Genomic DNA, 23990 nt, shown 5'->3' on the forward strand with positions numbered 1-23990 from the left:
GCGCGGCTTATTTGGCGTTCAAAAGCTCCCCGACCTCGAGCAGGACCAGTTCGTTGTCATCGGCCTTGTTCGGCTCGCGGCTGCTCGAAAACGGCAGGTTGTTGTCGTTGCCGACCACGATGTGGGTCGCGTCCACCACGTCCACGTTTTCAATCGTGAAGAAGGGGAATTTGAGCACGCCGTCGTTCAGCGGCTTGCGCGCCAGCTTGTGGGGGTCGGCGATGTTGAGCAGGTCGATGTAGCCGACCTTGCGCACCGGCCCGCCCACATTGGCGTCCGTCATTTCAATCTTGTAGACGCGCTTGAACTTCGCGATGTCGTGGAAGCAGTCGGTGCGTTTCTGGCCTTCGGGGCAAGCCTTGTCGGCCGTGCCTTCGCCGTTGTCGCGCTCGATGATCAGGCCGGTCGTGCCGTCGATCATATTGAAGTCGCCGATGGCGTTGCCGTTGGCTTCCAGCGGGTACATCCATGAACGGCCGCTCCACTTGCCGGCTTGCACGTCGAACTCCAGCACGCGCAGGGCTTCCTTGCCGGCCACGCGCTCATAGTCCTTGGCCTCGGCGTTCCACACCGGGCCTTCGAGCAGCGCGTAGAGCTTGCTGCCGTCCTTCGACGAGGCCATGCCTTCAAAGCCCTTGGAGCGCTTGACCTGGAAGTCAACCGCGCCGCCGGGCGCACCAGGCGTGGTGACGGCCGGGTGGTCGGGCGAGCGCACGACCTTGCCGTCCACCAGGGTCTCGAACACCGCCAGCACCTTGCCCTTGAGGTCGGCCTTGATCAGGAAGGGGCCGAACTCGTCGCCTATCCACAGCGCGCCGCCGGCGAACTGGAAGCTCTCGGTGTCGAAGTCGCTGCCGGTCAGGTAGCGTTTTTTGCTGCCTTCATGGACGATGCGAAACGGCACCTTTTTGTCCGGATCATGCAGGAAGACGGTTTCCAGCTTTTTCATGCTGCCGGCCTTGAAGTCGACCTTGTAGCGGTTCAGGTACAGCATGGCATCGGGCGAGTTCGCCTTGGCGCCGAAACCGTTGTCCGTGAGGATCCAGAACGTGCCGTCGGCCATCTTCTTGATGCCGGAATGGCCTTGCAGCGGCTGGCCCTTGAAAGGCAGCGACACGCCGGTGGGGCGGCCGGCCGACAGGCCCGGCACCGTGCCCAGCGCCTCGGTGCGCTGGCCGTTGGTGAACTTGCCGCTGACCTGCAGGTCCTGCGGCGCGTCCTTGGGCGCGGGAACAAAGGATTGGGCGGGCATCACCGCATGGCCTGCCAAGGTGGCCGGGAAAGCGGCGGGCGACTGTGCCAGCGTGGGCAGGGGGGACGCCAGCAGCACCAGCATCAAGGAAGAAAAAAGGCCGGCATGGCGTTTTGGCAAGGTGCGGGCGGTGCCGCCGAGGTCAGATAAGAACATGTGTCATCCATGGTTAGAGGAAGACGCATGGTCGCCACCCGGTGTGACGTCACGATGACATGGGATGCTTGAGGCCCGGTTCCGCCAGGCAGCGAGACTGCGGAAAACCCGGCCCTTACTGCAAGAAATACAAAATTGCCAAAGATGCTTTCCAGGCCGACTGGATGTGCAGGAACAAGCCCCGAGTTTTCAGGCGCCTGCGCCTTCTGACCGCGCTCTTTGGCGAGCGGCTGCAAGGCAGCGGTATCGGCCCTGCTTTTTTTATTGCCGGATTCTTCCGTTTCCGCTGACGATGGTCATCTCCACGAAGCGCGAACCGTTGCGCATCCCCGGGCGAAATCCGACGACATATCCTCCGAGGTCAAAGCTTTCCAGCCCGTCCAAAGCGGCGGCAAAACCTTCACGGGTCACACGCGAGCCTTGCCGCCGGGCGGCTTCAACGATCACCTTTGCCGCGATGAAACCTTCCATCATGGCGTAGCTGATCGGAACATCCTGCGCTCCGGCCGCCGCCGCGATGTCGTTGAACTCCTTGGAAAGCCGGTTTGTCAGTTTGTAGGGGCTGGGCGTGACCTGGGCGATCGCGATGCCTTGCATCTGCTCTTCAGAAAGCCGCTTTGCCATCTGCTCGATGTCCGCGCCAGAATGCGTATACAGTTGGGCCGCTCCTCCGGCTGAACGGTATTTCTCAATAAAGCTGGAAGCAGCGCCTCCGCTCGCAATCATGATGATCGCCTGCGGTGATGCCTGCAGCATGGCGTCAGCGGCGGCGTTCACGCGGCTGGTTCCAGCGTCATAACCCGCCGTTTGTATGATCCTGGCCTTGGCATTCGCCGCTGCTTCCTGTGCCGCGGCGATGAGGGGCGCGGCGCCGGCGCCATTTTCGTAAAACAGGCCGAGCCTGGTGATTCCGACCGTCGCCAGGTGCGCCGTGATTCGGGCAGGTTCGTCCCGCAGCGTGGCGCGTACGCCGTAAAGTTGCGGGGCTTCCAGATTCAGTTCGGTCGCGCGGAAACCGACCAGTACGATACGCTCGCGCTCAAACAAGCCCGCGCTGAGCAGTTGAGCGATATTGCGGCTTCCAAAGTAGCCGGCAAGCACCACGGGTTTGTCCTCGGCCAGAAGCGCGCGCGTTTGGTTCAGTGTTTCATCGGGTCGCCCTGCGTCGTCGCGGCGCGCCAGGATGAAGGTGTTTCCGTTGACGCCACCCGCCTTGTTCACGGCGTTGAAATGCAGCTGCATCCCAGCCGCGTAGGCACGGCCCTGGCTCGCGTCGATACCGGTCAAGGGCGCCACCTGGCCGACCACAAGCTGCGCGGCCAGTGTGGACGACGCGATGCCGCTTGCGACGACCAAGCCCGCCAGGCGGGCAATCAACTGACCAGTTCTCATTTCCAGTTTCCCTCATAAAGTCCAATTCGCATGTGCAAGGCTTTCACGCGGCACCCATGGTTTGTCCGGCGGGACCTGCCGGCGTCGGCGGGCCACCGTGATAGGGCGGCGCCGAGACGATCGAGGTCAGGGCGGGCTCGACGGCCTGCAGGCGGTCCAGCGCGGGACGCGGCCGTCGCAGCTCATCCGAGCCGGCAAAGGCCTGCTCCAGGGCCGCCGCCACGCCAAGCACCTGCTGGTCCGCGCGGAAGTGGCCGACGATTTGCAGGCCGAAGGGCATGCCCGCGTGGTCAACCCCGCAAGGCAGGCTGAGCGCCGGCAGGGTGGCCAGCGTCACGACATAGGTCAGGGCGAGCCAGCGGTAGTAGTTGGCTTGCGGCTTGCCGGCAATGGTGTCGGCGTGCAGCGTTGTCCAGGGGAAGGGGGACAGCGGCGTGGTCGGCGCCAGGATCACGTCATAGCCCGCCATCGTGGCGTTGAAGCGGGCCAGGATGCGTGTCTGCTCGGCCTGGGCCCAAGCGCTGTCCAGCAGGCTCATCGCCGCGCCCATCTCATAGTTGGCGCGCGTGTTGGGCCCCAGGCTGGCGGGGTCGCGCGCGTAGGCGTCGCGGGTCGCGGCCACAAAGGCCTCCGCGCGCAGCACGTCAAAGCAGCGGTGCACCTCGCCCAGGTCGAACTCCACCTTTTCGCAGCTGCGAAACAGGTGCGACATGGCGCGTACCTTGCGGCCGAAGGTCTCCCGTATCAGGGGATCGACATCGCAGGCGCCGAAGTCCTCGGTCCAGCCGACGCGCAGGGTCCCGAGGTCCAGCGCCGGGGGGTGCAGGAAACCGGCCGCGTCCACCGGATAGCTGAGCGGGTCGCCCACGGCGGCGCCGGCCGAGGCGGCCAGTTGCTGGCAGGTGTCGGCGACGGTGCGGCCCATGGGGCCCACCACGGAGATCGGGGTCCAGCCCAGCGGCTTGCGCGAACTGGGCACCAGGCCCGGCGAGGGCCGAAAGCCCACCACGCCGCACAGGGCCGCCGGTATGCGCAGCGACCCGCCGGTATCGGAGCCGGTGCATACCGGAAGCATGTCGCAGGCCAGCGCCGCCGCCGAGCCGCCCGACGATCCGCCGGCGTTGAGCCGGGGGTCGAAAGGGTTGCCGGTGGCGCCCCAGACCGCATTGCGGGTGTTTGCGCCTGCGCCGAGCTCGGGCACGTTGGTCTTGCCGACCACGATGGCGCCGGCGGCGCGCAGCCGCGCCACGAGCACGTTGTCGGCCGCGGGCACATGGTCGCGGTACAGCGCCGAGCCCAGGGTGGTCAGCAGGCCCTCGGTGGCCTCCAGGTCTTTCACGCCCATGGGCAGGCCGTGCAGCAGGCCCAGCGTGCGGCCTTGCATCACCGCGCGCTCGGCGTCCTTGGCCTCGGCACGCGCACGTTCAAAACAAGTGGCCGTCACGGCGTTGACGAAAGGGTTGACCGCCTCGATGCGATCGATGCAGGCTTCCAGCAGTTCGACGGGCGATACCTGCCTGGCCTCTATCAGGCGCCGCAGCTCCACCGCCGAGAGAGCTACCAGTTCCTTGCGGCTCGCCACCGTCAATCAATCCGGATGTTGGAACGCAGGGCGATCACGCGCATGCGGGGCAGCTCGTTTTCGATGCGCGCAGAGACCGCGGCAGCGGGCTCCCAGGCGTACTCGAGTCCGTTCGCGATGAGTTTTTCGCGAATCTCCGGGTCCTTCATGGTGTCAGCCAGCGCCTTCTGCAGCTTGGCTTTGACATCCGCCGGCACCCCCTTGGGCGTGGCAATGGCCAACCAGGAATCGGCCGAGAAACCTTTGAAGCCGCTCTCCGCCACGGTCGCCACCGTGGGCATTTGCGTCGCGCGGCTCTCGCCGGTGACGGCGATGGCCTTGATCCTCGGCTTGGCCGCCTTCAGCTGCGGTAGCGCGGCCGCGACGGTGTCAATGGTGAAAGGGATTTGCCCGGCCATCAAGTCGTTCATCGCCGGCGCGCTGCCCTTGTAGGCGATGTGCTGCAGCTTGATGCCCGTGGTGCTCCACAGCATTTCGCCTGCGAAGTGCCCCGTGGTGCCGTTGCCGAACGAGCCATACATGTATTTGTCCGGTGCGGCGCGCACTGCTGTTATGAGTTGCTTCAGATCGTTGATCGGGACATCGACGTTGGCCAGCAGCACAAGGGGCACGCGCGCCACCATCCCGACAGGCTCAAAACTCTTGATCGGGTCGTAAGGCAGCTTGGGCATGAGTGCCGGGTTGACGGTGAAGGTTGATCCCGAGCTGATCAGCAGCGTGTAGCCGTCCGGCGCGGCCTTGGCGACGAAGGCGGCGCCGACAACGGTGCCGGCGCCCGGCCGGTTGTCGATGACCACCGGCTGTCCCAGGCGCTCGCCCAGCTTCTTGGCGACCAGCCGCCCGGCGATGTCGGTGGCGCCTCCCGGTGGAAACGGGATGACCAGCTGGACCGGCTTGGACGGATAGCCCTGCGCGTGCACGCCGGCCCAGGGAGCCAGCAGGACCAGCGCCATGGCCAGGAGGAAGCGCTTCTCATACCTTGGTTTCATCATCGTACTGCTCCTTTTTGATACGGCACGGGCCGCGTTGATCAACCGTTGCGAAACAGGAAGCTGTAGGCATTGAGCGCCGGCACGCCGCCCAGGTGCGCGTACAGCACGCGCGAGCCGGCGGGGAATTCGCCGCGCCGCACCTTTTCAATCATCCCGTGCATGGACTTGCCTTCGTACACCGGGTCGGTCAGCATGCCCTCCTGCCGCGCGCACAGGCGAATCGCCTCCAGCGTGCCTTCGTTGGGCAGGCCGTACTCGGGGCCGCCGTAGCCGGTGTCCAGCACCACGTCTTTCGCGGTGATCTCGCGATTGAGCTCCACCAGCTTGGCGGTGTTCTGCGCGATGCGCAAAATCTGCGCATGGGTTTTTTCCGGCTTGGCCGACGCATCGATGCCAATCACGCGGTCGGCCCGGCCGTCGGCCGCGAAACCCACCACCATGCCGGCCTGGGTGCTGCCGGTGACCGAGCAGACCACGATGTAGTCGAACTGGAAGCCGAGTTCGGCCTCCTGCGCGCGCACCTCTTCGGCAAAACCGACAAAGCCCAGGCCACCGTAAGGATGCTCCGAGCAGCCCGCCGGAATCGGGAAGGGCTTGCCGCCGGCCTTGCGCACGTCGTCCATGGCCTGTTCCCAGCTGGGGCGTATGCCGATGTCGAAGCCCGCGGCGTCCAGGCGCACGTCGGCGCCCATGATGCGGGACATCTCGATATTGCCCACGCGGTCATACACCGCGTCGGAGTAGTTGACCCAGTTCTCCTGCACCAGCACGCACTTCATGCCCAGGTGCGCGGCCACCGCCGCCACCTGCCGCGTCTGGTTGGACTGGATGCCGCCTATGGACACCAGCGTGTCGCAGCCCTGGGCCAGGGCTTCGGGAATCAGGTATTCCATCTTGCGGGTCTTGTTGCCGCCGAAAGCCAGGCCGCTGTTGCAGTCCTCGCGTTTGGCAAAGAGCTCGACCTTGCCGCCCAGGTGGGCGCTCAGGCGCTTGAGCGGCTGGATGGGCGTGGGGCCGAAGGTCAGCGAATGTCTGGCGAATTTCTGGAGCTGCAGCGGATGTTTGAGAGGATGCTTGAGCGAAGTGGACATGAAGGAGGTTCCCGGTTGAAAGTGAAACTGAAGCCTTGAAGCGACGATGAATCAAATCGTAGCCAGGCCCTCCTGCAATGAGTTGCTTAAACAGCCATTCAAATAGACTAAAAAATCTTCCTTTAATGAATTTATGTGATTAATTCCATAAATTCTATTTTTCACGCAATATTTGTAGAATCCCCCCATGGAACACACGCTGGACCGCATTGACCGCAAACTCCTGAAGCTGCTGCAGCAGGACGCTTCCCTGCCCAATATCGAGCTGGCTGAAAAGACCAGCCTGAGCCCGCCCGCCTGCTCGCGGCGCGTGGCCAGGCTCAGGGAAGCCGGCCTGATCCGCAAGACGGTGGCGCTGGTGAACCCGCGGGCGCTGGGCTACAACGGGCTGGTCATCATCGGCGTGGTACTGGACCGCTCCACCACCGACTCCTTCGCGGCGTTTGAGAAAGCCGTGGCCGGCCTCACGGGCTGCCTGGAAGTGCAGCTGGTGACCGGCGAGTTCGACTACTTCGTGAAGCTGCGTATCCAGAGCATCGACTCCTTCAACGAGCTGCATGCGGCGCAGCTCATAGGCCTGCCCGGGGTGCGGCAGATCCGCACCTTTGTCTGCCTCAAGGAGGTGTTTGAGACCACGGTGATTCCGGTTTAGACCGGGCTTTTGCCATAAGCTATGCCCATGTCCCTCAAAGCAAGCCTGCGTGGTTTTTTCTTCATGCTGCTGTGCGCCCTCTGCGGCGCCGGCCATGCCCAGGTGTTTGACCGCCTGTATGAAAGCAGCACCCAGATCACCCTGGCCCAGCCGCTGCAATGGATCGCGGTGCCCAGGGATTCCATCGCATCGCCCGATGCCTTCGCCACGGGCGAATTCGCGGCCGCCGCAAAACGCGCCTTCCAGCCCTACACCGACGACACAATTCTTCCCACCTCGGACACGCAGGAAGTCTGGGCCAGCTTCGCCCTGCCCACCACGGAAACCCTGCAGACCTGGTACATCCGGCTGGCAGGCCAGGCTGTCTACAAGGTGAGCCTTTACTCGCGCGACGCGCAAGGCGGCTGGCAGGTCCATGCCGCCGGCGAGGCGATCGCCCCCGCCTACTGGGCCCTGCGCACCCGCGTCCCGAGCTTTGAGCTGCAATCGCACACCGACCAGCCACAAACCTACTACCTGCGCTTCGAACACCGCCGGCCCATCACCGAGCGGCCCATGCTGCTCACACCTGTCGAGTACATAGACGGCGCCTCGCGGGTCGGCGTGGTGATAGGCCTGATGTGGGGCATGTTCAGCGTGCTGGCGGTGCTGTGCCTGGCCGCCTTCAGCATGTCACGCAGCAAGGTCTTCCTCTGGTTCGGCGCCGTAGTGATCACACTGATGTTCACGCAGCTGGTGCTGATCGGCTACGGCGGCTGGCGCATCTGGCCCTACAGCGTCCATCTCAACCAGGTCATGGGCTGGGTGTCGGCCACGGTGACCATGGCCGCGGCCGCCTGGTTCTGCGCCCAGGCCAGCTATGCGCGCGACGGCCATCCGCGCCTGTACCGGCTGCTGGCCGGCGTCACGGCAGGCAGCCTGCTCATGGCCTGCGTGATGATGGTCCGACTGGACTTCGTGCCGCGCGACCTGCGCAACCTGTGGCTGGCGCTGGCCACCGTGGCGATCCTCGCGAGCCTGGTCTGGATATCGCTGCGCGGCCAGGCCTGGAACCTTCTTTTATTGATAGGCGCCGCGCCCATAGGCGGGGCCGCGCTGGCGCGGCTTTCCTATAACGCCGGCTGGGTGCTCAATGTGGAATCGGCGCAGGCCGCAGGCGTGCTGTCGGCCATGGTCGGTCTGCTGTGGATTTTCGGGGTGCTCGCGTGGCGCAGCCGGGCGGCACTGTTTTCCAACCACCGCGGCGCGGCTCTCGCGACCTACGACGCGGCCAGCGGCCTGATGCTGCCCCGCATCATCGAGGCCAGGCTGCCGGCCATGCTGCTGCGCGGCCGCCGGCAGAAGCTGGCCTGCGGCGCGATGATGCTGCACTGGCTCAACCAGGCGCCCAGCCATGACGAAGTGGGCGACTTGAAGCGCGGTGCCGCACTGTCGCGCATCGGCGAGATCCTGCGCCGCGCCGCGCGCGACGTGGACACCGTGGCACGCTGCGACGAAAACCATTTCATGGTGCTGGTCGAAGGCCCCGTCAGCCGCGCCGTGCTGTCCGAGATTTCCACCAAAATCCTGGCGGACTGCATACGCGCCTCTGAAAAACAGGGCGAGGCCGACGCCTTCACCCTGCACATCGCCATATGGCACGACACGCCGCGCGCACAGACCGCCGCGGAGGTGACCGACCTGCTCAAGATACGCCTGCACCACATGGCTGCCGGCACCAAACGGCCCGTGCAGTTTGTCGACTCGCCGCTGGAGCCCGCCAGCGCCGCGGCCGAAGAGGCCAGCCGGCGCGAAGACCTGGTCGCCAAAATCAACGCGATCGAGACCTCGCATCCCACACTGGGATAAAGGCGGCTCGCTGGAGAGCCGCCCCGGTCAGTGCCCGGGAAGCGGCAGGGCTGTTTTGTACCGGACCTGCTTGAGCGCAAAGCTCGAGCGGATTTTTTCGATCCCCGAGATCGGCGACAGCTGCTCGAGGATGAATTTCTCCAGCGCGCCTATGTCGGCCACCGCCACGCGTATCAGGTAGTCACTGTCGCCCGACATCAAATAACACTCCATCACCTGGTCGTGCTCGGCAATGCGCCGCTCAAAGTCGGCCAGCGACTCCTTGCTTTGCGTGCGCAGGCTGATCGAAATAAACACATTGAGGCCCAGGCCCAGCGCTGCGGCGTTGGCAATCGCCACATACCGGTCAATCACGCCGCCAGCCTCCAGCGCCTTGACGCGGGCCAGGCAGGGCGAGGGGCTCAGGTGCACACGCCGCGACAGCTCCACATTGGACAGCGAGCCGTCGCGCTGCAGTTCGTCGAGGATCTTTAAATCGAGGGCATCAAGCTGCATCATCTGTAAAAACCAGTTTTCACGGCATTTTATGCCTCTCAATAGTCAAATACCACGATATTGAGGCTACAACTTCTGGACAAACCTGCGTACAGTCATTTTTGCCATGAACCATTCCACTCCCCACCATTTGCTGGCGCAGGCCGAAATGCCCGCCGATACCGATCCGCAGGAAACCGCCGAATGGCGTGAAGCTTTCGAAGCCCTGGCCCTCACCCATGGCCCTGCCCGCGCGCGCCACATGCTGGGCGAATTGAGCCGCGTCGCACGCAAGCAGCGCATAGGCTGGCAGCCCGAGCTGGCCACGCCCTATATGAACACCATCGCCGTGGACGAGCAGCCCGTGTTCCCCGGCGACCTCGCGCTGGAAGAACGCCTGGCCTCGCTGATGCGCTGGAACGCGCTGGCCATGGTGGTGCGCGCCAACCAGGCCGAAACCGGCGGCTCCGCCGAACTCGGCGGCCACATCGCCAGCTACGCCAGCGCGGCCGACCTGTTTGAGACCGGCTTCAACCACTTCTTCCACGCACGCGAAGGGGTGGCTGAAGGCCAGCACCGCGGCGACCTGGTGTTCTTCCAGCCGCACAGCGCGCCCGGCGTCTATGCGCGCGCCTACCTCGAAGGCCGGCTCAGCGAAAAAGACCTGGGCTTTTACCGCCAGGAGCTCAGCGCGCCCGGCCAGGGCGCGCAAGGCCTGTGCAGCTATCCGCATCCCTATTTGATGCCGGACTTCTGGCAGTTCCCGACCGGCTCCATGGGCATAGGCCCCATCAGTTCCATCTACCACGCGCGCTTCATGCGCTACCTCACGCACCGGCGCTTGCTCGACTGCGCGGGACGCAAGGTCTGGGGCGTGTTCGGCGACGGCGAGATGGATGAGCCCGAATCCATGAGCGCGCTGACCCTGGCCGCGCGCGAAGGCCTGGACAACCTGGTCTGGGTCGTCAACTGCAACCTGCAGCGCCTGGACGGCCCGGTGCGCGGCAACGGCCGCATCATCGACGAGCTCGAAAAACTGTTTGCCGGCGCCGGCTGGAACGTCATCAAGCTGGTCTGGGGCAGCGACTGGGACGGCCTGTTCGCGCGCGACCTCACCGGCGCGCTGACGCAGGCTTTTGCCCAGACGGTCGACGGCCAGATGCAGACCTTTGCCGCAAAAGACGGGCGCTTTAACCGCGACAATTTTTTCGGCCAGAACGCCGAACTCGCGCGCCTGGCCCAGGGCATGACCGACGAGCAGATAGACCGCTTGAAACGCGGCGGCCACGACCTCGTGAAAATCCATGCCGCCTACGCTGCGGCGGCGAACCACCAGGGTCAGCCCACCGTGATCCTGGCGCACACCAAAAAAGGCTACGGCATGGGCAGCGCCGGTCAGGGCCGCATGACCACGCACTCGCAAAAGAAGTTCGACGGCGAGGACCTCATTGAATTTCGCAACCGCTTCAACTTGCCCCTGTCCGACGAGCAGGCCAGAAACCTGGCTTTCTACAAACCCGCCGCCGACAGCGCCGAGATGCAGTACATGCACGCCAGGCGCGCGGCGCTGGGCGGCTATTTGCCGCGCCGCGAGACGGCAGCCGACGTGGTGGACATCCCCGCCCTGTCCTCCTACGCCCAGTTCGCGCTGGCCGCCGACGGCAAGGACATGAGCACCACCATGGCCTTTGTGCGCATGCTGGGCGGCTTGCTCAAAGACCCGGCGCTGGGCCCGAAGATCGTGCCCATCGTCGCCGACGAGGCACGCACCTTCGGCATGGCCAACCTGTTCAAGCAGGTCGGCATCTATTCCAGCGTGGGCCAGCGCTACGCGCCTGAAGACATAGGCTCGGTGCTGAGTTACCGCGAAGCGCTGGACGGCCAGATCCTCGAGGAAGGCATCAGCGAAGCCGGTGCCCTGGCCAGCTGGACGGCCGCCGCCACCAGCTACAGCGTGCACGGCCTGGCCATGCTGCCCTTCTATATCTATTACTCCATGTTCGGCTTCCAGCGCGTGGGCGACCAGATCTGGGCCGCCGCCGACCAGCGCGCGCGCGGCTTTTTGCTGGGTGCCACCTCGGGCCGTACCACCCTGGGCGGCGAAGGCCTGCAGCACCAGGACGGAACCAGCCACCTGGTCGCCGCCACCATCCCCAACTGCAAGGCCTATGACCCGGCTTTCGCCGGCGAACTCGCCGTGATCCTGGACTACGGCATGCGGGAAATGATGGTCGAGCAGAAAGACGTCTTCTATTACGTCACGCTGATGAACGAAAACTATGCCCAGCCCGACCTGCGGCCCGGCGCCGAGGCCGACATCATCCGCGGCTGCTACCGCTTTGACAGCTTCCTGCCCGCCGGCAAGAAGGCCGAGGGCGAAGTGACCCTGATGGGCTCGGGCGCCATCCTCACCGAAGTCATCAAGGCCGCGCGGCAGCTCGCGCAACAGGGCATCGCCGCCACGGTGTACAGCGTGACCAGCTGGAGCGAACTCGCGCGCGACGGTGCAGCCTGCCAGCAAGCGGCGCTCAACGGTGAAGCGCACGCCACAGCCTTTGTCGCGCAGCAGTTGAAGACCGGCACCGGCCCCATCATCGCCGCCACCGACTATGTGCGCGCCGTGCCCGAAAGCATCCGCGCCTTCCTGCCCGAAGGCCGGCGCTACCTGACCCTGGGCACCGACGGCTTCGGCCGCAGCGACACGCGCGCCGCGTTGCGCGAGTTTTTCAGCGTCGATGCGCAAAGCATCGCCAAGGCCGCGCTGCACCTGCTCAAGCCGACCTGAGGCCCTTCACCGGGCAGCCGGGCGGCCAGGCCGCACCGGCCCCGCCCCTGCGTGTCCCCGGGCACGCCTTCACCCGTCAACCCTTCTTCGCGAGTTCGCGCGGGCTTAAGCCTGCCCGCGACGATTGCTCGCGCCTCAGGCTGGGTTCATGAGCACACACAAAAGAAACAGCAACATCCCACAAACATTGTCCGCACAAAGACCATCTCTCATCTCTTGGAAGGGTGTGCTCAGTAAGCTTCAAAACATTCTGTATCGCGAACTACTACTGGCTGCTGATCTCCTTCATCACCGCAACATGCATTGCACCCACGCCGCGCCACACAAGATGGCACCTTCCTACACCATCACGCCGACGGCGGCTGGCAACAAGGCCTGAACCATGATCGCCGGCAACATCAGCTACAGCCACGGCACCACCATCGGGTTTGAGTGCTCCGCCGCCATGATGGCGATTTTGATGATGGCCCGACGCCAGCCCGACCGCTCCAGGGTCGGCGCCCCTCGCCAGGCCCACCTCGCCCATCGCTCCCGCCAGATCATCCGCATGATGCTCGTAGCACTGATGGGTTGCTCGCTGCCCTGCGGCGCGGTCAGCCTCGGCGACGCCACCCTGCTGTCCGGCCCAGCCCAACCGCTGCGTGTGGAGATTGAACTCGCATCCGAACTACAGCCCGGCCTGCAGGTCAGGCTGGCTTCCGAGCAGGCATTCCGCGAAAGCGGCATTGCCTATCCGGCCTGGCTGGGCAATGCGCAAGTCTCCCTGCTGCAGGCGCAGGGCCGGCGCAGGCGCCCCGCGCTGCTGCTGCAGGCCCCGCAAGCGGCGCAGGCGCAGCTGGTCGAACTGGTGCTGGAGTTTTCCTGGCCTGCGGGCAGCAGCCAGCAGCTCTACGTGCTGATGCTCGATGCCCCGGTCCAGGCCGGAGACACACGAGAAGTTGCCGACGTACCAGTCCCCGCGCTAACTGCGCCGCCGGCAGACGGCATCGCTGAGCCTATTGCCAGCAGCCCTGAACCCAACCCGGCGGTCGATGCAATGCGGCCCGGCCTGCTCAAGGGCATGACGTTCGAAACGGCGCTGCGCTTTCCTTTTAAGAATCGCGAGCATGCCGGCGTGGTCTCCGCACGGCGCGCCTCGCCGCCAGCCGCCGGGCCCAAGCAAGACCGCCTGCGGCTCGCAAAAGCCAAATCGGACCAAGCCGACCGCATCGCGCAGGAGCGCCGCGAGGCCGACCAGCAGGCGCGCATGCGGGAGCTGGAACGCAACGCGCGGCAAATGCGCGAGCTTGCCGACCAGGTTGCGGCCGCGGCACCACAAACTCCCGCGTCCGCCGCGACCCCTGCACCCGCCACATTGGCCGTGGCACTGGCGCCCAAGGCGGCTCCCCTCCCACCTCAAAAGCCTGCCCATACCGGCCAGCGCAACTCCGCATCCGTCTGGCCCTGGGTGCTCGCCGGGCTCACCGTGCCGCTGTTTATCGTCTGGGCCCTGCGTTTCTGGCTGGCCCGGCGCCGCCCTGAATTCGCCGACAGCGCGGGCGCGGCGCGTTCGGTCTTCGAACTCAGCCCGGACGAAGCCGAGCGTGCCTACACCGACTACATGCAGCAACGGCAGGCGCCGGTGCACGCGGATGCGTCACCGCTGGAAGACGCCCGCGCCCTGTTTGTCGTCGGCCGCTTCGCCGATGCACAACAACTGCTGGACACCGTGCTTCGCGAGAACCCGCGCAACCATGAGGCCTGGTTCGTCCAGGCGCGCGTGCTGTGCGCCCAGGGCGACAGCGCCGGCCTCGCGCGGCGCATGCCGCTGATCAAAAAATTGACCGGCGAGACCGGCGAACTCTGGGACCGCGTGCTGATGCTGGGCCAGGAGCTGGACCCGGGCAATCCGCTCTATCAGGCCGCCGTACGCCAGCCGCAGCCGCAAGAGCGGCCCGTGCCGCCCGCGGCGCAGGTGGTGCCACCAGGCAGCCAGAAAGCACCCGCAGCTGCCACCGCCAGCAGCGCCGTCGACGACGCCCTGCGCATGGCCACAGCCTATGGAGCACGCCCCGCATGAGCTGCATCCCCTCCTCCTTGTCTCCACCAGGTCTTCGGCTCGCCTGGCCGCCTGGCCTTGCCTTTCTTTCTGGTTTTCCCCTCAGTCCCCTCTCCATCGCCAACATCAACAGGAGCCAAGCATCATGAAACGCCATGCATCCAGTACCCGCCGCCAAGGCGGCTTCACCCTTGTGGAAATCGCCATTGTGCTGATGATCGTCGGCCTGCTCATAGGCGGCATCCTGCGCGGCCAGGAGCTGATCCAATCGGCGCGCGTGCGCAACATCATTGACCAGAAGTCGGCCATCCAGACGGCGTATATCGGATTCCTGGACCGTTACCGCATGCTGCCGGGCGATTTGACTGTGGATCAAGCCAAAACTGTCGGAAACAGTGCCCAGCCCGGTAAAACGGGCAGCAGCGGCGACGGGGTCATTACCCTTGCCACCGAATCCACGTTGTTCTTTCAAAACCTCACTGCCTCAGGTTTTCTGTCCTGCGGTGGCTGCATGACTGTAGTGACTTCCGACACCGGTGGCGATGGGCCAGCCCCCGACATCAGCAACAGCCCGATCAACGTATACGGCACCCCGCTTTCGATAGGCCATTTGGCCAGCAATACCGCCGCCTCTGCCACAACCAAAGGTTTCGACTGGTTTGATGAGAAAACAGTTACTCGCCTTGTCATGGCAACGGGGTCCAGCATTCCTTCGCAGGTTATGGCGGAGGTGGACCGCAAGGCCGATGACGGATTGCCCGGCACCGGGCAACTTCGCTTCGCGGCTAGCGGTAGCGCCACGCTCACAAATTGCGCCAAGGACCTGAGCGCCACAGCTTTGAAAACTCAATGGGCCAATCCCAGTCAAGCCAACTGCCAGGGTGCTTGGCTGTTCTGATCATCCGCGTTTTTTTCTAACCTGGAGCTCAAGACCATGAAAACCTGTTCAGATACCCACCGCCAAGGCGGCTTCACCCTCGTCGAAATCGCCATCGTGCTGATGATCGTCGGCCTGCTCATAGGCGGCATCCTGCGCGGCCAGGAGCTGATTCAGTCGGCGCGTGTGCGCAACATCATTGACCAGAAGTCGGCTATCCAGACCGCCTACATCGGCTTTCTGGACCGCTACCGCATGCTGCCGGGTGATTTGACGCAGACTCAAGCTGATGCGCTGGGAAGTGCACGGGCCAGTGCTCCTGCGACAGGTAGCGACGCTCTTGCCGGTGACGGAGTCATCACGTGGGATAGCGAGGGGATTCTCTTCTTCCAGAATCTGACCGCCGCGGGTTTTCTTTCCTGTGGAGCCTGCATGACTGTGACAGGCAATGGTGCAGCAACCGTCACCAACAGCCCCACCAATGTGTATGGTGACTTTCTCAATGTTGGGTTCCAGAAAAGCACCACGAAGGGTGACGGAACTTCCTGGTTCGATCCGACGACTGGCGGTCTTACCCAATTGGTCATGACGACAGGAGGAACCGTCCCTTCGCAGGTTTTGGCCGAAGTTGACCGCAAGGCAGACGACGGAAGGCCTGGAACCGGCCAGCTCCGGTTCTCTGTCTCAGATAAGAAGACAGATGACCTTGACAAATGCGCGCCTCTTGGCACGGGAACGGGTGCCGTTAACACCTGGGCCAATCCCAGCGAGAGCAACTGCCAGGGCTCCTGGTTGTTTTGATCCTCGAAATATCTCGCCTGCAGGTTTGGGAATCACAGGCGCCGAAATGGGGCCACCATGCCCCATCGACACCATTGCCATGGCATGCGTCATGCCTGCATCACTGAGGAGGCAAATATTATGAAAAGCCATTCCGACACCTGCCGGCAACGCGGCTTCACTCTTGTGGAAATCGCCATCGTGCTGATGATCGTCGGCCTCCTGATAGGCGGCATCCTGCGCGGCCAGGAACTGATCCAGTCGGCGCGCGTGCGCAACCTCATCGATCAGAAAACAGCGGTTCAGACGGCCTACATCGGCTTCATGGACCGTTATCGGATGTTGCCAGGGGATTTAACGGCCACTCAGGTCGCGACCGTGGGGAGCAACGTGATCGCCGCTCCTGCGGATACGACTGCCGGTGATGGGCTGATCAACGACTATCACCACTCTGTCGTGTTCTTTCAGAATCTCACGGCCGCGGGATTTATTTCCTGCGGTGCCTGCATGACCGTGACAGGTACCGCCATTCCACGCGTCTCCAATTCCCTCATCAATGTTTATGGTGACTACCTTGTTGCAATGCACCTAGCCAGCAACACTACAGGTGATGGCGCCTGGTTTGACACCACGCCGGCACCAGGCATCACCCGCTTCATTGTCGGCACGGGTGGGTCCATCCCTTCGCAGGTAATGGCCGAACTTGACCGCAAGGCCGATGACGGCTTGCCTGGCACCGGTCAACTTCGGTTTTACAAAATGCTGACTTCAGCAGCCGCGGACGTATGCGCTCCCGGCATGACCACCACCCCAAAGGTCAGTGGCTGGGCCAATCCCAACCAGGCGAATTGTGCGGCGGCCTGGCTGTTTTGACAGAGAGCGGTACACCCACATGAAGCAGACGGAAACGACGGTTGTTTTTGCGCTTGCGTTGCTGACCGGCTGCGCAGTGCCACCGCCGCCTGCCAGCACGCAGCACATAGGCATGTTCGAACCGGCAAAGGCGCCGCCCGCACCGGCGGCGCTGCGCCCTGTGCGCCTGCCGGCACTGCCGGCGGCGCCCCAACCGCAGGCGCAGCAGGAGCTGTTCAGCGTGGTGGTCAGCGAGGTACCGGTCAAAACCCTGCTGTTCGCGCTGGCGCGCGACAACCGGCTCAATGTGGACATCGCCCCTTCAGTGGCCGGCCAGGTCACGCTCAATGCCACTGATCAAACCTTGCCGCAGCTGTTTGAGCGCATCGCTCAACAGGCCGACCTTCGCTACGAAATGAGCGGCAACACCGTTCGGATGCAGCGTGACACACCTTACCTTGCGCACTACGCAGTCGACTATGTCAATCTGAAACGGCAATCATCCAGCCAGACTTCCGTGTCTTCCCAGCTCAGCGGGAGCACGGCTGGCTCGTCGAATGCCAGCATCAGCAACGCCGCCGACAACCAGTTCTGGGACACGCTGATCAACAACGCCTGCCTGATCATTGGCGCGGCCAATCTGGAGTTCAAGCAAAAAGACGACCAGGCCCAGAAGCAGGACCGCGACCGTGACCGCGACGAGCGGCTGCGCATCGCGATGGAGCTCACGCGCGCCGCGCCGGCAAGCGTATCTGCTACCGGAACCACCACGACCCGATCAGCCAACAACGAAACTTCCGACGTCCTCAAACAAGTGCTCGGAACAAAGGACGCCGTGGACAGGGTCGATTGCAGCAGCGGTTCAGGCGCTTCGTCGGGTACTTCCGGAAGCTCCTCCATATCCAGCTCCAGTTCCAGCGCCAACAATATCGTGGTCAATCGGGAGACCGGCCAGCTCTCGGTCTACACCACCTCACGCGGCCATGAGCAGTTCCGGCAGTTCCTGGACCGCATCAGCGCCAGCGCGCGACGCCAGGTGCTGATAGAGGCCACCATTGTCGAAGTCACACTGTCGAATGCCTCGCAGCAAGGCGTCAACTGGCAAAAAGTGGTGCAGGGCGGGCTGCTGCGCGGCCTGAATTTCCAGATGCTGCCTTCGGGTACCGGTTCGTTTTCCGGCACGCAGGATGCCTCAATGCTGCGCATGAGTTACACCAGCGGCAGCGGCGACTGGAGCGGCATCCTTACCTTGCTCGAATCCTTTGGTCAGGCGCGCGTGCTGTCCAGCCCCAAGGTGTCCGTGCTCAACAACCAGACGGCCGCCCTCAAGGTGGTGGACAACTATGTTTACGCCACCATCGCTTTCACCCCTGGCACACGCACGTTGAGTTCCGCCGGACAACTGGTGCAGACCTCTCCCGACACCTACACCACCAACGTCAATTCCGTACCCGTCGGTTTTGTGATGACCGTAACGCCTCAAGTGGCCGAAAGTGGCGAAGTCACACTCAATGTGCGGCCCACCATCAGCCGCGTGGTGCGCGAGATCATAGACCCCAACCCCGCATTGCTGGGCGCGACCCCGCCCATCGTCAACCGCCTTCCCGTGGTGCAGTCACGCGAACTCGAATCCGTGCTGCGCGTGCAAAGCGGCGAAATCGCCGTGCTGGGCGGCCTGATGCAGGACGCCAGCAACGACGGCGAAGACGCGGTGCCCGGCCTCAGCCGCATTCCTTTGCTGGGTGAGGCCTTCAAGCAGAAGCAGCAAACCCGCAGCAAGACCGAGCTGGTGGTGTTCTTACGGCCCGTGGTGGTGGGCGATGCCTCGGTGAATGGTGATTACAAAGCCTTCAAACCGTTGTTACCCACGTCCAGTTTCTTCAAGGATGCGGCGCCGGAAGCCCTGGGCCGAAAGCCGCTGGAAGCCCCGCCATCCCGCTGACCCGATAAAAACCCATGAAGCCCTCTCTAAGCCTCCTGCCCTTGCTACTGTGCGCCGCCTCCCTGGCGTGGGGCCAGGTCAAGCCAGGCACCGTCGCGCCAGCCCAAACCAGTGCCGCATCGCGCGATCCCGACATCCGCATCACCCGCCGCAAGCCCGCGCCCGTGGTGGACGCGGACGTCAAGCGCGGCTATGAAGCCCTGCAAGGCGGGCGCTACGGCGAAGCGCGCGGCGCGTATGAACAGGCCTTGAAGCGCGACGGCGCCCTGCGCGATGCCTTGATAGGCCTGGCCTGGAGCCTGGAAGGGCTGGAAGACCACCAGGGCGCGCAGGTGGCGCTGCGCCGCCTGCTGGAGCTTTACCCGCGCGACGCCGAGGGCCTGGCCGCGCAATACCTCGTGGGCGGCGGCATTCCCGGCGATGCGGCCGCCCGCTTCAAGCAGCTGGCCGAGCGCAGCGAGCGCAACGCCCCTTTGCATTTCGCGCTGGGCGTGATCCATGCCGAGCAAAACCGCTGGGGCGAAGCGCGCCTGTCTTTTGAGCGCGCGGCGGCGCTGGAACCCGGCCAGCCCGACTACCTCTACAACTTCGCCCTGTCGCTGGACCGTCTGGGCCAGGGCCCCGAGGCCATGCGGGCCTATGTGAAGGCCCTGAACCTCTCCTTCCGCCAGCCCGCCGCCTTCAACCAGGAAGCGGTGCGCAACCGCCTGCGCGCGCTGGCCGCGCCGGCTTCCTGATTCCCAAAGGTCGCCGCACATGTCCATGGCACCCGCAGCCCATCTGCAAGACCCGCCGATGGTCATGCGCAAGGCGGAGCGCGAGCTGGCCGAGGCCCTGCTCCAGCAACGGCGCCTGTCGTCCTCCCAGTTGGCCATCGCGCTGGCCGAAAAACGCCTGCGCGGCGGCAGCCTGCATGCGCAACTGGCCGAACTGGGCTTTGTGAGCGAACTGGAGCTGCGCGCCCTGCGCGCGCAACTGCACCAGCTGCCCGAGGTCGACCTGGTGACCCGGCGCCCCGACCCCACCGTGCTGCCACTGCTGGCCGCACCGCTGGCGCGCAAGCACGGCGTGCTGCCGGTGGAAATGACGGCCCAGGGCGAGCTGCTGCTGGCGGTCGACGAAACCGACGACCTGGTGGCGCTGGACCAGATAGGCGCCCACCTGCGTGCCAAGGGCGTGCCCCGCATGCGCCTGGCGCTGGCGGCGCCGGGGGAACTGGTGCGCGAGATTGACCGCGTCTACGGCGAACGCCCCAACGTGGACGCCCTGCTCGCCGCCAGCGGCAAGGAGCCGCCCGTGGACAAGCTCATCGAAGCCATCGTCCACAACGCCTACGACAGCCTCGCGTCGGACATCCACTTCGAGCCCGACGAGCACCTGCTGCGCGTGCGCAACCGCGTGGACGGCGTGCTGTTGCAGGCGCACCTGCTGCATGCCTCGATGTGGCCGGCGCTGGCGGTCAAGCTCAAGGTCATGGCCGGCATGAACATCGCCGAAAGCCGGGCCGCGCAGGACGGCCGCTTCTCCATGCAGGTGGGTGCGAGCCGCATCGACTTTCGCGCCGCCTGCCTGCCCACGGCCCACGGCGAGAACATCGTGCTGCGCCTGCTGGACCGGCGCCGTAGCATCGTCCCGCTGGAGCGCCTGCAGCTGACCCAGACCATCATGGACAGGCTGCATTCGCTGATGAACCGGCCCGAGGGCATCGTGCTGGTGACCGGCCCCACCGGCAGCGGCAAGACCACCACGCTGTACTCCATGCTGGCCGAGATCAGCACCGAGGCGGTCAACGTCATGACGCTGGAAGACCCCATCGAATACCCCCTGCCGCTGATACGCCAGACCCAGGTGACGGAAAAAATCGGTTTTGCCGAGGGCGTGCGCGCCCTGATGCGGCAGGACCCGGACGTGATCCTGGTCGGCGAGATCCGCGATTCGGAAACGGCCGAGATGGCTTTCCGCGCGGCCATGACGGGCCACCAGGTGTTCGCCACGCTGCACACCAATTCCGCCCTGGGCGCGGTGCAGCGCCTGCGCGACATCGGCGTGTCGGCCGAAATCCTCGCGGGCAACATGATTGGCGTGATAGGCCAGCGCCTGGCGCGGCGCCTCTGCCCGCACTGCAAAACCCACCGCCCGCCCACCGCGCAGGAAAAAATCCTGCTCGAACTGACGGAGGACGACCACCCCCTGTACCAGGCCGTGGGCTGCGCGCACTGCAGCCAGCGCGGCTTCCTGGGACGGGTGCTGCTGATGGAAGTGCTGTGTTTCGACGAAACGCTGGACCACCTGGTGGCCAAGCACGCCAGCCACATCGAACTGGCGCGCCATGCCCGCGCCGAGGGCTTCACCTCGCTGCGCGACGACGCGATCCGCTACGTGCTGGCCGGCCACACCACGGTCGAAGAGGTCAGCCGCGTGGTCAACCTCGCGGCGCACTGACGCGCGGCGGGAAAGAGGAAGGGAAGCCGCCATGCCGCGATACAAATGGACCGCACTGGCCGCCGACGGTGCGCGCCTCAGCGGCCAGACCACCGCGGCCGACGCCGGCGCCCTGGCCGCGCAACTGGAGCAATCGGGCTTGCTGCTGGTCAAGGCACGCGCCCAGGGCGGTTCGCTGCACCTGCTGCGCGCCCGCATACGCCTGCTGGATTTGGTCAACTTCAGCTTCCAGGCAACCATGATGCTGCGCGCCGGCGTTCCGCTCATGGAGGCCTTGCGCGACATGGAGAGTGCCGAAGGCAACCCGGCACTGCAGCAGGTGATCAGCGGGTTGGCCGAGGGCCTGAGCTCGGGAAAGACGCTGTCGCAGGCCATGGCCGCACACCCGCAGGCCTTCGACGAGGTGTATGTGAGCCTGGTGCGCGCCGGCGAGAGCAGCGGCCAGTTGCCCGAGGTCTTCGCCAAACTCACCGAGACGCTCAAGTGGCAGCATGAAATCGCCTCGCAGACGCGCAAGGCGCTGATCTATCCTTGCGCGGCGCTGGTCATCATCACCGGTGTCACCCTGTTCCTCATGAGCTACCTGGTGCCGCAGGTCGCCAGCCTGCTCAAGGTCATGCGCATCGAGCTGCCCTGGCAGACCGTGCTCATGATCAAGATTTCGGAAGTGGTCGAAGCCCATGTGGGCAAGATCGTGGTGGGCTTGGTCTTGCTGGTCGTTGCGCTGCCGACGCTCGCGCGCATACCCGGGCCCATGCGCGGCGTGGTCGACGGCGTCAAGCTCAAGCTGCCCATCGTGGGGCCGGTGCTGCGCCAGATCGCGCTGGCACGCTTTGCCTATGTGCTGGCGCTGCTCTACGCGGCCGGCATCACAGTGGTGGAGGCGCTCAAGGTGGTCGAGATCGCCGTCGGCAACCGCGCCGTGGCGCAGGCCGTGGCGGTGGCGCACGGCAGCATCGTGCAGGGCCGCGGCCTGAGCGCCGCGTTTTCCGGGATGACCATGTTTCCGCCCATGGTGGTCAGCATGCTGCGCGTGGGCGAGGCCACCGGCTCGCTGGACGCCGCGCTCGAAAACGTCAGCTACTTCTACACGCGCCAGGCGCGCGAGTCGGTCGAAAACCTGCAGGCCACGCTGCAGCCCGTGCTCACCGTCGTGCTGGGGCTGATGCTGGGCGCCGTGATCTTCTGCACGCTGGGGCCCTTGTACGACTCGGTGATCACCAATGCCAAATTCTGAATTCGCTCCCGCGCGGCTGCGCATCCTGCACCTGGAGGGCGAGCAGCCGCGCGTCTATGCGGTCACCGGCCACGGCCTTGAGGAAGAAACAGGCCCGCAACAGGGATGGACACAACCCGAGGCGCTGGCCGACCACGCGCGGCATGACCCGGCCTGCCGCTGGCTGGTGCTGGCCGACTATGCCGAGGAAGAGTTCTGGGGCGACGTGATGCCGCCCCTGCGCGGCGCGGCGCGCAAGGCCTGGCTGGCGCGCATGCAGCATCGGTTCGCGATGGAGTCGCCGTTTCGCTGGATCTCCCTCCAGGGCGCCAGCCGCTCGCGCCCCGGCAAGCTGCGTGTGCTGGGCTACAGCCTGGGCAATGCCGAACGCGTAATGCCCTGGCTGGAAGCGCTGGAGGGCGCGCAGGCCCGGCTGGGCGGTGTCTACACCCCCATCATGCTGGCGGCGCCGCTGCTGCGCCGGCTCAAGCTGCCACGGCGCGGCGCCGTGGTACTGGCCACGGCGCATCCGTCCGGGCTGCGGCAATGCGTGGTCATAGACGGCCGCCCCTGCTTCTCGCGCCTGGCGCTGCGCGCCGACACCGCCGGCGCCGGCTGGCTGCCCGCCGTGCGCGAGGAAACCGCCCGCCTGAAGGAATACCTGTTCGAGAACGGCATCCTCGTGCGCGACAAGGCGCCGCTGCACGTGGTGAGCGTCTGCCCCCCCGGCATGGACGGCCAGGCCGCGCCCGGCCCCGACGCGGCGCAGAACATCCACCACCTGCTGCGGGCCGATGCCGTCGCCCGGGCCCTCAAGCTGCCGCCGGCCTGGGCCGCCTCCCCGGAGCTGTCCCGGCTGCTGTTCGTGTTCGCACTGGCCCGCGGCACGCCGCCCGACCAGCTGGCGCCGCCCACCATGCTGCGCAACGACTGGGTGGCGCGCATGGCGCGCAACACACGCCTGGCGGGCTACGGCTTCAGCGGCGCGTGCCTGCTTTACGCAGCCGGCCTGGCCGTGTCGCTGTGGCCGCTGGCCGGGGAGCTGAACGACGCCGCGGCCAGCACCCGGAAATTCGACGCCCGCTACCAGCGCGAAGCCGCCACCTTTCCCGCATCCCCGCTGAAGGCCGATGAACTCGTCGCGCTGGAGCAAAAAGCCAGGGCCCTGGCGCCATCCCCGCCCGGCCCGCGCGCGCTGCTGGCCTCGGCAGGTAGCGTATTGGAGAAACACCCCGAGCTGCAACTGGACCAGTTGCGCTGGGAGCAGGAGGCCGCCAGTCCCGCAAGCCCGCCCACGCTGCGCATCCGCGGCGAGGTGCGCGGCCTGCAGCCCGACGACCTGCGCGGCACGCGCGATGCCATGGCGCGCTTTACCGCCAGCCTGGCCTCCTCGGGCCTGTCGGCCGAGGCCACCAAGGTGCCGCTGGACCTGCAAAGCAGCGCCAGCATCAACGGTTCGGGCCAGCAGGACAAGGCCGAACTCGGTTTTGAGGTGAAGGTATGGAACAAATAGCATCACGCCCGGCCTGGCACCCCGGCGCATGGCCGCCGCCCCTGCGGCGCGCCGTGCTGCAGGCCGGTGCCCTGGCGGCGCTGGGGCTGCTGCTGGCGGGCGCCTT

General features: G+C 65.4%; 19 protein-coding genes. 13 read left to right on the plus strand and 6 right to left on the minus strand.

The window, feature by feature from the left end; genetic code table 11:
- Nucleotides 1-7: 7 nt before the first annotated feature.
- The 5 genes from PMI15_RS02210 to PMI15_RS02230 all read right to left on the minus strand — a co-directional run bounded on the left by PMI15_RS02210 (nucleotide 8) and on the right by PMI15_RS02230 (nucleotide 6429).
- Entirely contained in the window at nucleotides 8-1336 is a 1329-nt protein-coding gene (locus PMI15_RS02210) for an esterase-like activity of phytase family protein (protein ID WP_036837190.1), read from the minus strand.
- Between the two features lie 333 nt (nucleotides 1337-1669).
- Nucleotides 1670-2800 (minus strand): ABC transporter substrate-binding protein, encoded by a 1131-nt coding sequence (locus PMI15_RS02215; protein ID WP_007863202.1) that lies wholly within the window; start codon nucleotides 2798-2800, stop codon nucleotides 1670-1672.
- A gap of 43 nt (nucleotides 2801-2843) precedes the next feature.
- Nucleotides 2844-4382: an amidase gene (locus PMI15_RS02220; protein ID WP_007863205.1), complete on the minus strand. Its 1539-nt coding sequence runs from the start codon at nucleotides 4380-4382 to the stop codon at nucleotides 2844-2846.
- A gap of 2 nt (nucleotides 4383-4384) precedes the next feature.
- Nucleotides 4385-5371, minus strand: coding sequence for a tripartite tricarboxylate transporter substrate binding protein (locus PMI15_RS02225; protein WP_007863207.1), 987 nt, complete (start codon nucleotides 5369-5371; stop codon nucleotides 4385-4387).
- A gap of 41 nt (nucleotides 5372-5412) precedes the next feature.
- The gene (locus tag PMI15_RS02230; protein ID WP_036837192.1) at nucleotides 5413-6429 is read right to left on the minus strand and encodes a 1-aminocyclopropane-1-carboxylate deaminase; all 1017 of its coding nucleotides are present in this window, start codon (nucleotides 6427-6429) and stop codon (nucleotides 5413-5415) included.
- A 223-nt stretch (nucleotides 6430-6652) separates the two neighbouring features.
- Here PMI15_RS02230 and PMI15_RS02235 point away from each other — a divergent pair, with 223 nt between their 5' ends.
- Entirely contained in the window at nucleotides 6653-7117 is a 465-nt protein-coding gene (locus PMI15_RS02235) for an Lrp/AsnC family transcriptional regulator (RefSeq protein WP_007863209.1), read from the plus strand.
- Nucleotides 7118-7144: 27 nt separating this feature from the next.
- On the plus strand, nucleotides 7145-8965 hold the full coding sequence (locus PMI15_RS02240; protein ID WP_007863216.1) for a 7TM diverse intracellular signaling domain-containing protein: 1821 nt from the start codon (nucleotides 7145-7147) through the stop codon (nucleotides 8963-8965).
- Nucleotides 8966-8992: 27 nt separating this feature from the next.
- Here PMI15_RS02240 and PMI15_RS02245 read toward each other — a convergent pair whose 3' ends face one another.
- Nucleotides 8993-9460 carry an Lrp/AsnC family transcriptional regulator gene (locus PMI15_RS02245; RefSeq protein WP_007863218.1) on the minus strand — a complete coding sequence of 156 codons (468 nt, stop codon included), beginning with the start codon at nucleotides 9458-9460 and terminating at the stop codon, nucleotides 8993-8995.
- A 106-nt stretch (nucleotides 9461-9566) separates the two neighbouring features.
- Here PMI15_RS02245 and mdeB point away from each other — a divergent pair, with 106 nt between their 5' ends.
- The 11 genes from mdeB to PMI15_RS02295 all read left to right on the plus strand — a co-directional run bounded on the left by mdeB (nucleotide 9567) and on the right by PMI15_RS02295 (nucleotide 23884).
- Nucleotides 9567-12224, plus strand: coding sequence for an alpha-ketoglutarate dehydrogenase (gene mdeB, locus PMI15_RS02250; RefSeq protein WP_007863219.1), 2658 nt, complete (start codon nucleotides 9567-9569; stop codon nucleotides 12222-12224).
- Nucleotides 12225-12372: 148 nt separating this feature from the next.
- Nucleotides 12373-12603 (plus strand): hypothetical protein, encoded by a 231-nt coding sequence (locus tag PMI15_RS24615; RefSeq protein ID WP_157214502.1) that lies wholly within the window; start codon nucleotides 12373-12375, stop codon nucleotides 12601-12603.
- A gap of 3 nt (nucleotides 12604-12606) precedes the next feature.
- Entirely contained in the window at nucleotides 12607-14283 is a 1677-nt protein-coding gene (locus PMI15_RS24565; RefSeq protein ID WP_007863220.1) for a FimV family protein, read from the plus strand.
- A 124-nt stretch (nucleotides 14284-14407) separates the two neighbouring features.
- Nucleotides 14408-15160 (plus strand): type II secretion system protein, encoded by a 753-nt coding sequence (locus PMI15_RS23890; RefSeq protein WP_007863222.1) that lies wholly within the window; start codon nucleotides 14408-14410, stop codon nucleotides 15158-15160.
- A 36-nt stretch (nucleotides 15161-15196) separates the two neighbouring features.
- Complete coding sequence (locus PMI15_RS23895; RefSeq protein ID WP_007863224.1) at nucleotides 15197-15940, plus strand: type II secretion system protein; 744 nt, start codon at nucleotides 15197-15199, stop codon at nucleotides 15938-15940.
- A gap of 120 nt (nucleotides 15941-16060) precedes the next feature.
- Nucleotides 16061-16792, plus strand: coding sequence for a type II secretion system protein (locus PMI15_RS23900; RefSeq protein WP_007863226.1), 732 nt, complete (start codon nucleotides 16061-16063; stop codon nucleotides 16790-16792).
- A gap of 19 nt (nucleotides 16793-16811) precedes the next feature.
- Nucleotides 16812-18713 carry a type II secretion system protein GspD gene (locus PMI15_RS02275; RefSeq protein ID WP_007863228.1) on the plus strand — a complete coding sequence of 634 codons (1902 nt, stop codon included), beginning with the start codon at nucleotides 16812-16814 and terminating at the stop codon, nucleotides 18711-18713.
- A 14-nt stretch (nucleotides 18714-18727) separates the two neighbouring features.
- On the plus strand, nucleotides 18728-19450 hold the full coding sequence (locus PMI15_RS02280) for a tetratricopeptide repeat protein (RefSeq protein ID WP_007863231.1): 723 nt from the start codon (nucleotides 18728-18730) through the stop codon (nucleotides 19448-19450).
- Nucleotides 19451-19469: 19 nt separating this feature from the next.
- On the plus strand, nucleotides 19470-21155 hold the full coding sequence (locus tag PMI15_RS02285; RefSeq protein ID WP_007863233.1) for a GspE/PulE family protein: 1686 nt from the start codon (nucleotides 19470-19472) through the stop codon (nucleotides 21153-21155).
- Between the two features lie 31 nt (nucleotides 21156-21186).
- Nucleotides 21187-22392 (plus strand): type II secretion system F family protein, encoded by a 1206-nt coding sequence (locus PMI15_RS02290; protein WP_007863234.1) that lies wholly within the window; start codon nucleotides 21187-21189, stop codon nucleotides 22390-22392.
- A complete protein-coding gene (locus PMI15_RS02295) occupies nucleotides 22379-23884 on the plus strand; it encodes a hypothetical protein (RefSeq protein ID WP_007863235.1) in 1506 nt (501 codons plus the stop codon). Before PMI15_RS02290 ends, PMI15_RS02295 begins: the two co-directional genes overlap by 14 nt.
- Nucleotides 23885-23990 lie beyond the last annotated feature (106 nt).

Source organism: Polaromonas sp. CF318 (assembly GCF_000282655.1).
Taxonomy (GTDB): Bacteria; Pseudomonadota; Gammaproteobacteria; order Burkholderiales; family Burkholderiaceae_C; genus Polaromonas.

Bases quoted from the DNA above. Each gene is read 5' to 3' on its own strand.
- PMI15_RS02295 (WP_007863235.1), top strand. From the start codon at position 22,379: ATGCCAAATTCTGAATTCGCTCCCGCGCGGCTGCGCATCCTGCACCTG.
- PMI15_RS23890 (WP_007863222.1), top strand. From the start codon at position 14,408: ATGAAACGCCATGCATCCAGTACCCGCCGCCAAGGCGGCTTCACCCTT.
- PMI15_RS24565 (WP_007863220.1), top strand. From the start codon at position 12,607: ATGATCGCCGGCAACATCAGCTACAGCCACGGCACCACCATCGGGTTT.
- PMI15_RS24615 (WP_157214502.1), top strand. From the start codon at position 12,373: ATGAGCACACACAAAAGAAACAGCAACATCCCACAAACATTGTCCGCA.
- PMI15_RS23900 (WP_007863226.1), top strand. From the start codon at position 16,061: ATGAAAAGCCATTCCGACACCTGCCGGCAACGCGGCTTCACTCTTGTG.
- PMI15_RS02240 (WP_007863216.1), top strand. From the start codon at position 7,145: ATGTCCCTCAAAGCAAGCCTGCGTGGTTTTTTCTTCATGCTGCTGTGC.
- PMI15_RS02280 (WP_007863231.1), top strand. From the start codon at position 18,728: ATGAAGCCCTCTCTAAGCCTCCTGCCCTTGCTACTGTGCGCCGCCTCC.
- PMI15_RS02210 (WP_036837190.1), bottom strand. From the start codon at position 1,336: ATGCTGGTGCTGCTGGCGTCCCCCCTGCCCACGCTGGCACAGTCGCCC.
- PMI15_RS02290 (WP_007863234.1), top strand. From the start codon at position 21,187: ATGCCGCGATACAAATGGACCGCACTGGCCGCCGACGGTGCGCGCCTC.
- PMI15_RS02225 (WP_007863207.1), bottom strand. From the start codon at position 5,371: ATGAAACCAAGGTATGAGAAGCGCTTCCTCCTGGCCATGGCGCTGGTC.
- PMI15_RS23895 (WP_007863224.1), top strand. From the start codon at position 15,197: ATGAAAACCTGTTCAGATACCCACCGCCAAGGCGGCTTCACCCTCGTC.
- mdeB (WP_007863219.1), top strand. From the start codon at position 9,567: ATGAACCATTCCACTCCCCACCATTTGCTGGCGCAGGCCGAAATGCCC.
- PMI15_RS02275 (WP_007863228.1), top strand. From the start codon at position 16,812: ATGAAGCAGACGGAAACGACGGTTGTTTTTGCGCTTGCGTTGCTGACC.
- PMI15_RS02235 (WP_007863209.1), top strand. From the start codon at position 6,653: ATGGAACACACGCTGGACCGCATTGACCGCAAACTCCTGAAGCTGCTG.
- PMI15_RS02285 (WP_007863233.1), top strand. From the start codon at position 19,470: ATGTCCATGGCACCCGCAGCCCATCTGCAAGACCCGCCGATGGTCATG.
- PMI15_RS02245 (WP_007863218.1), bottom strand. From the start codon at position 9,460: ATGCAGCTTGATGCCCTCGATTTAAAGATCCTCGACGAACTGCAGCGC.
- PMI15_RS02215 (WP_007863202.1), bottom strand. From the start codon at position 2,800: ATGAGAACTGGTCAGTTGATTGCCCGCCTGGCGGGCTTGGTCGTCGCA.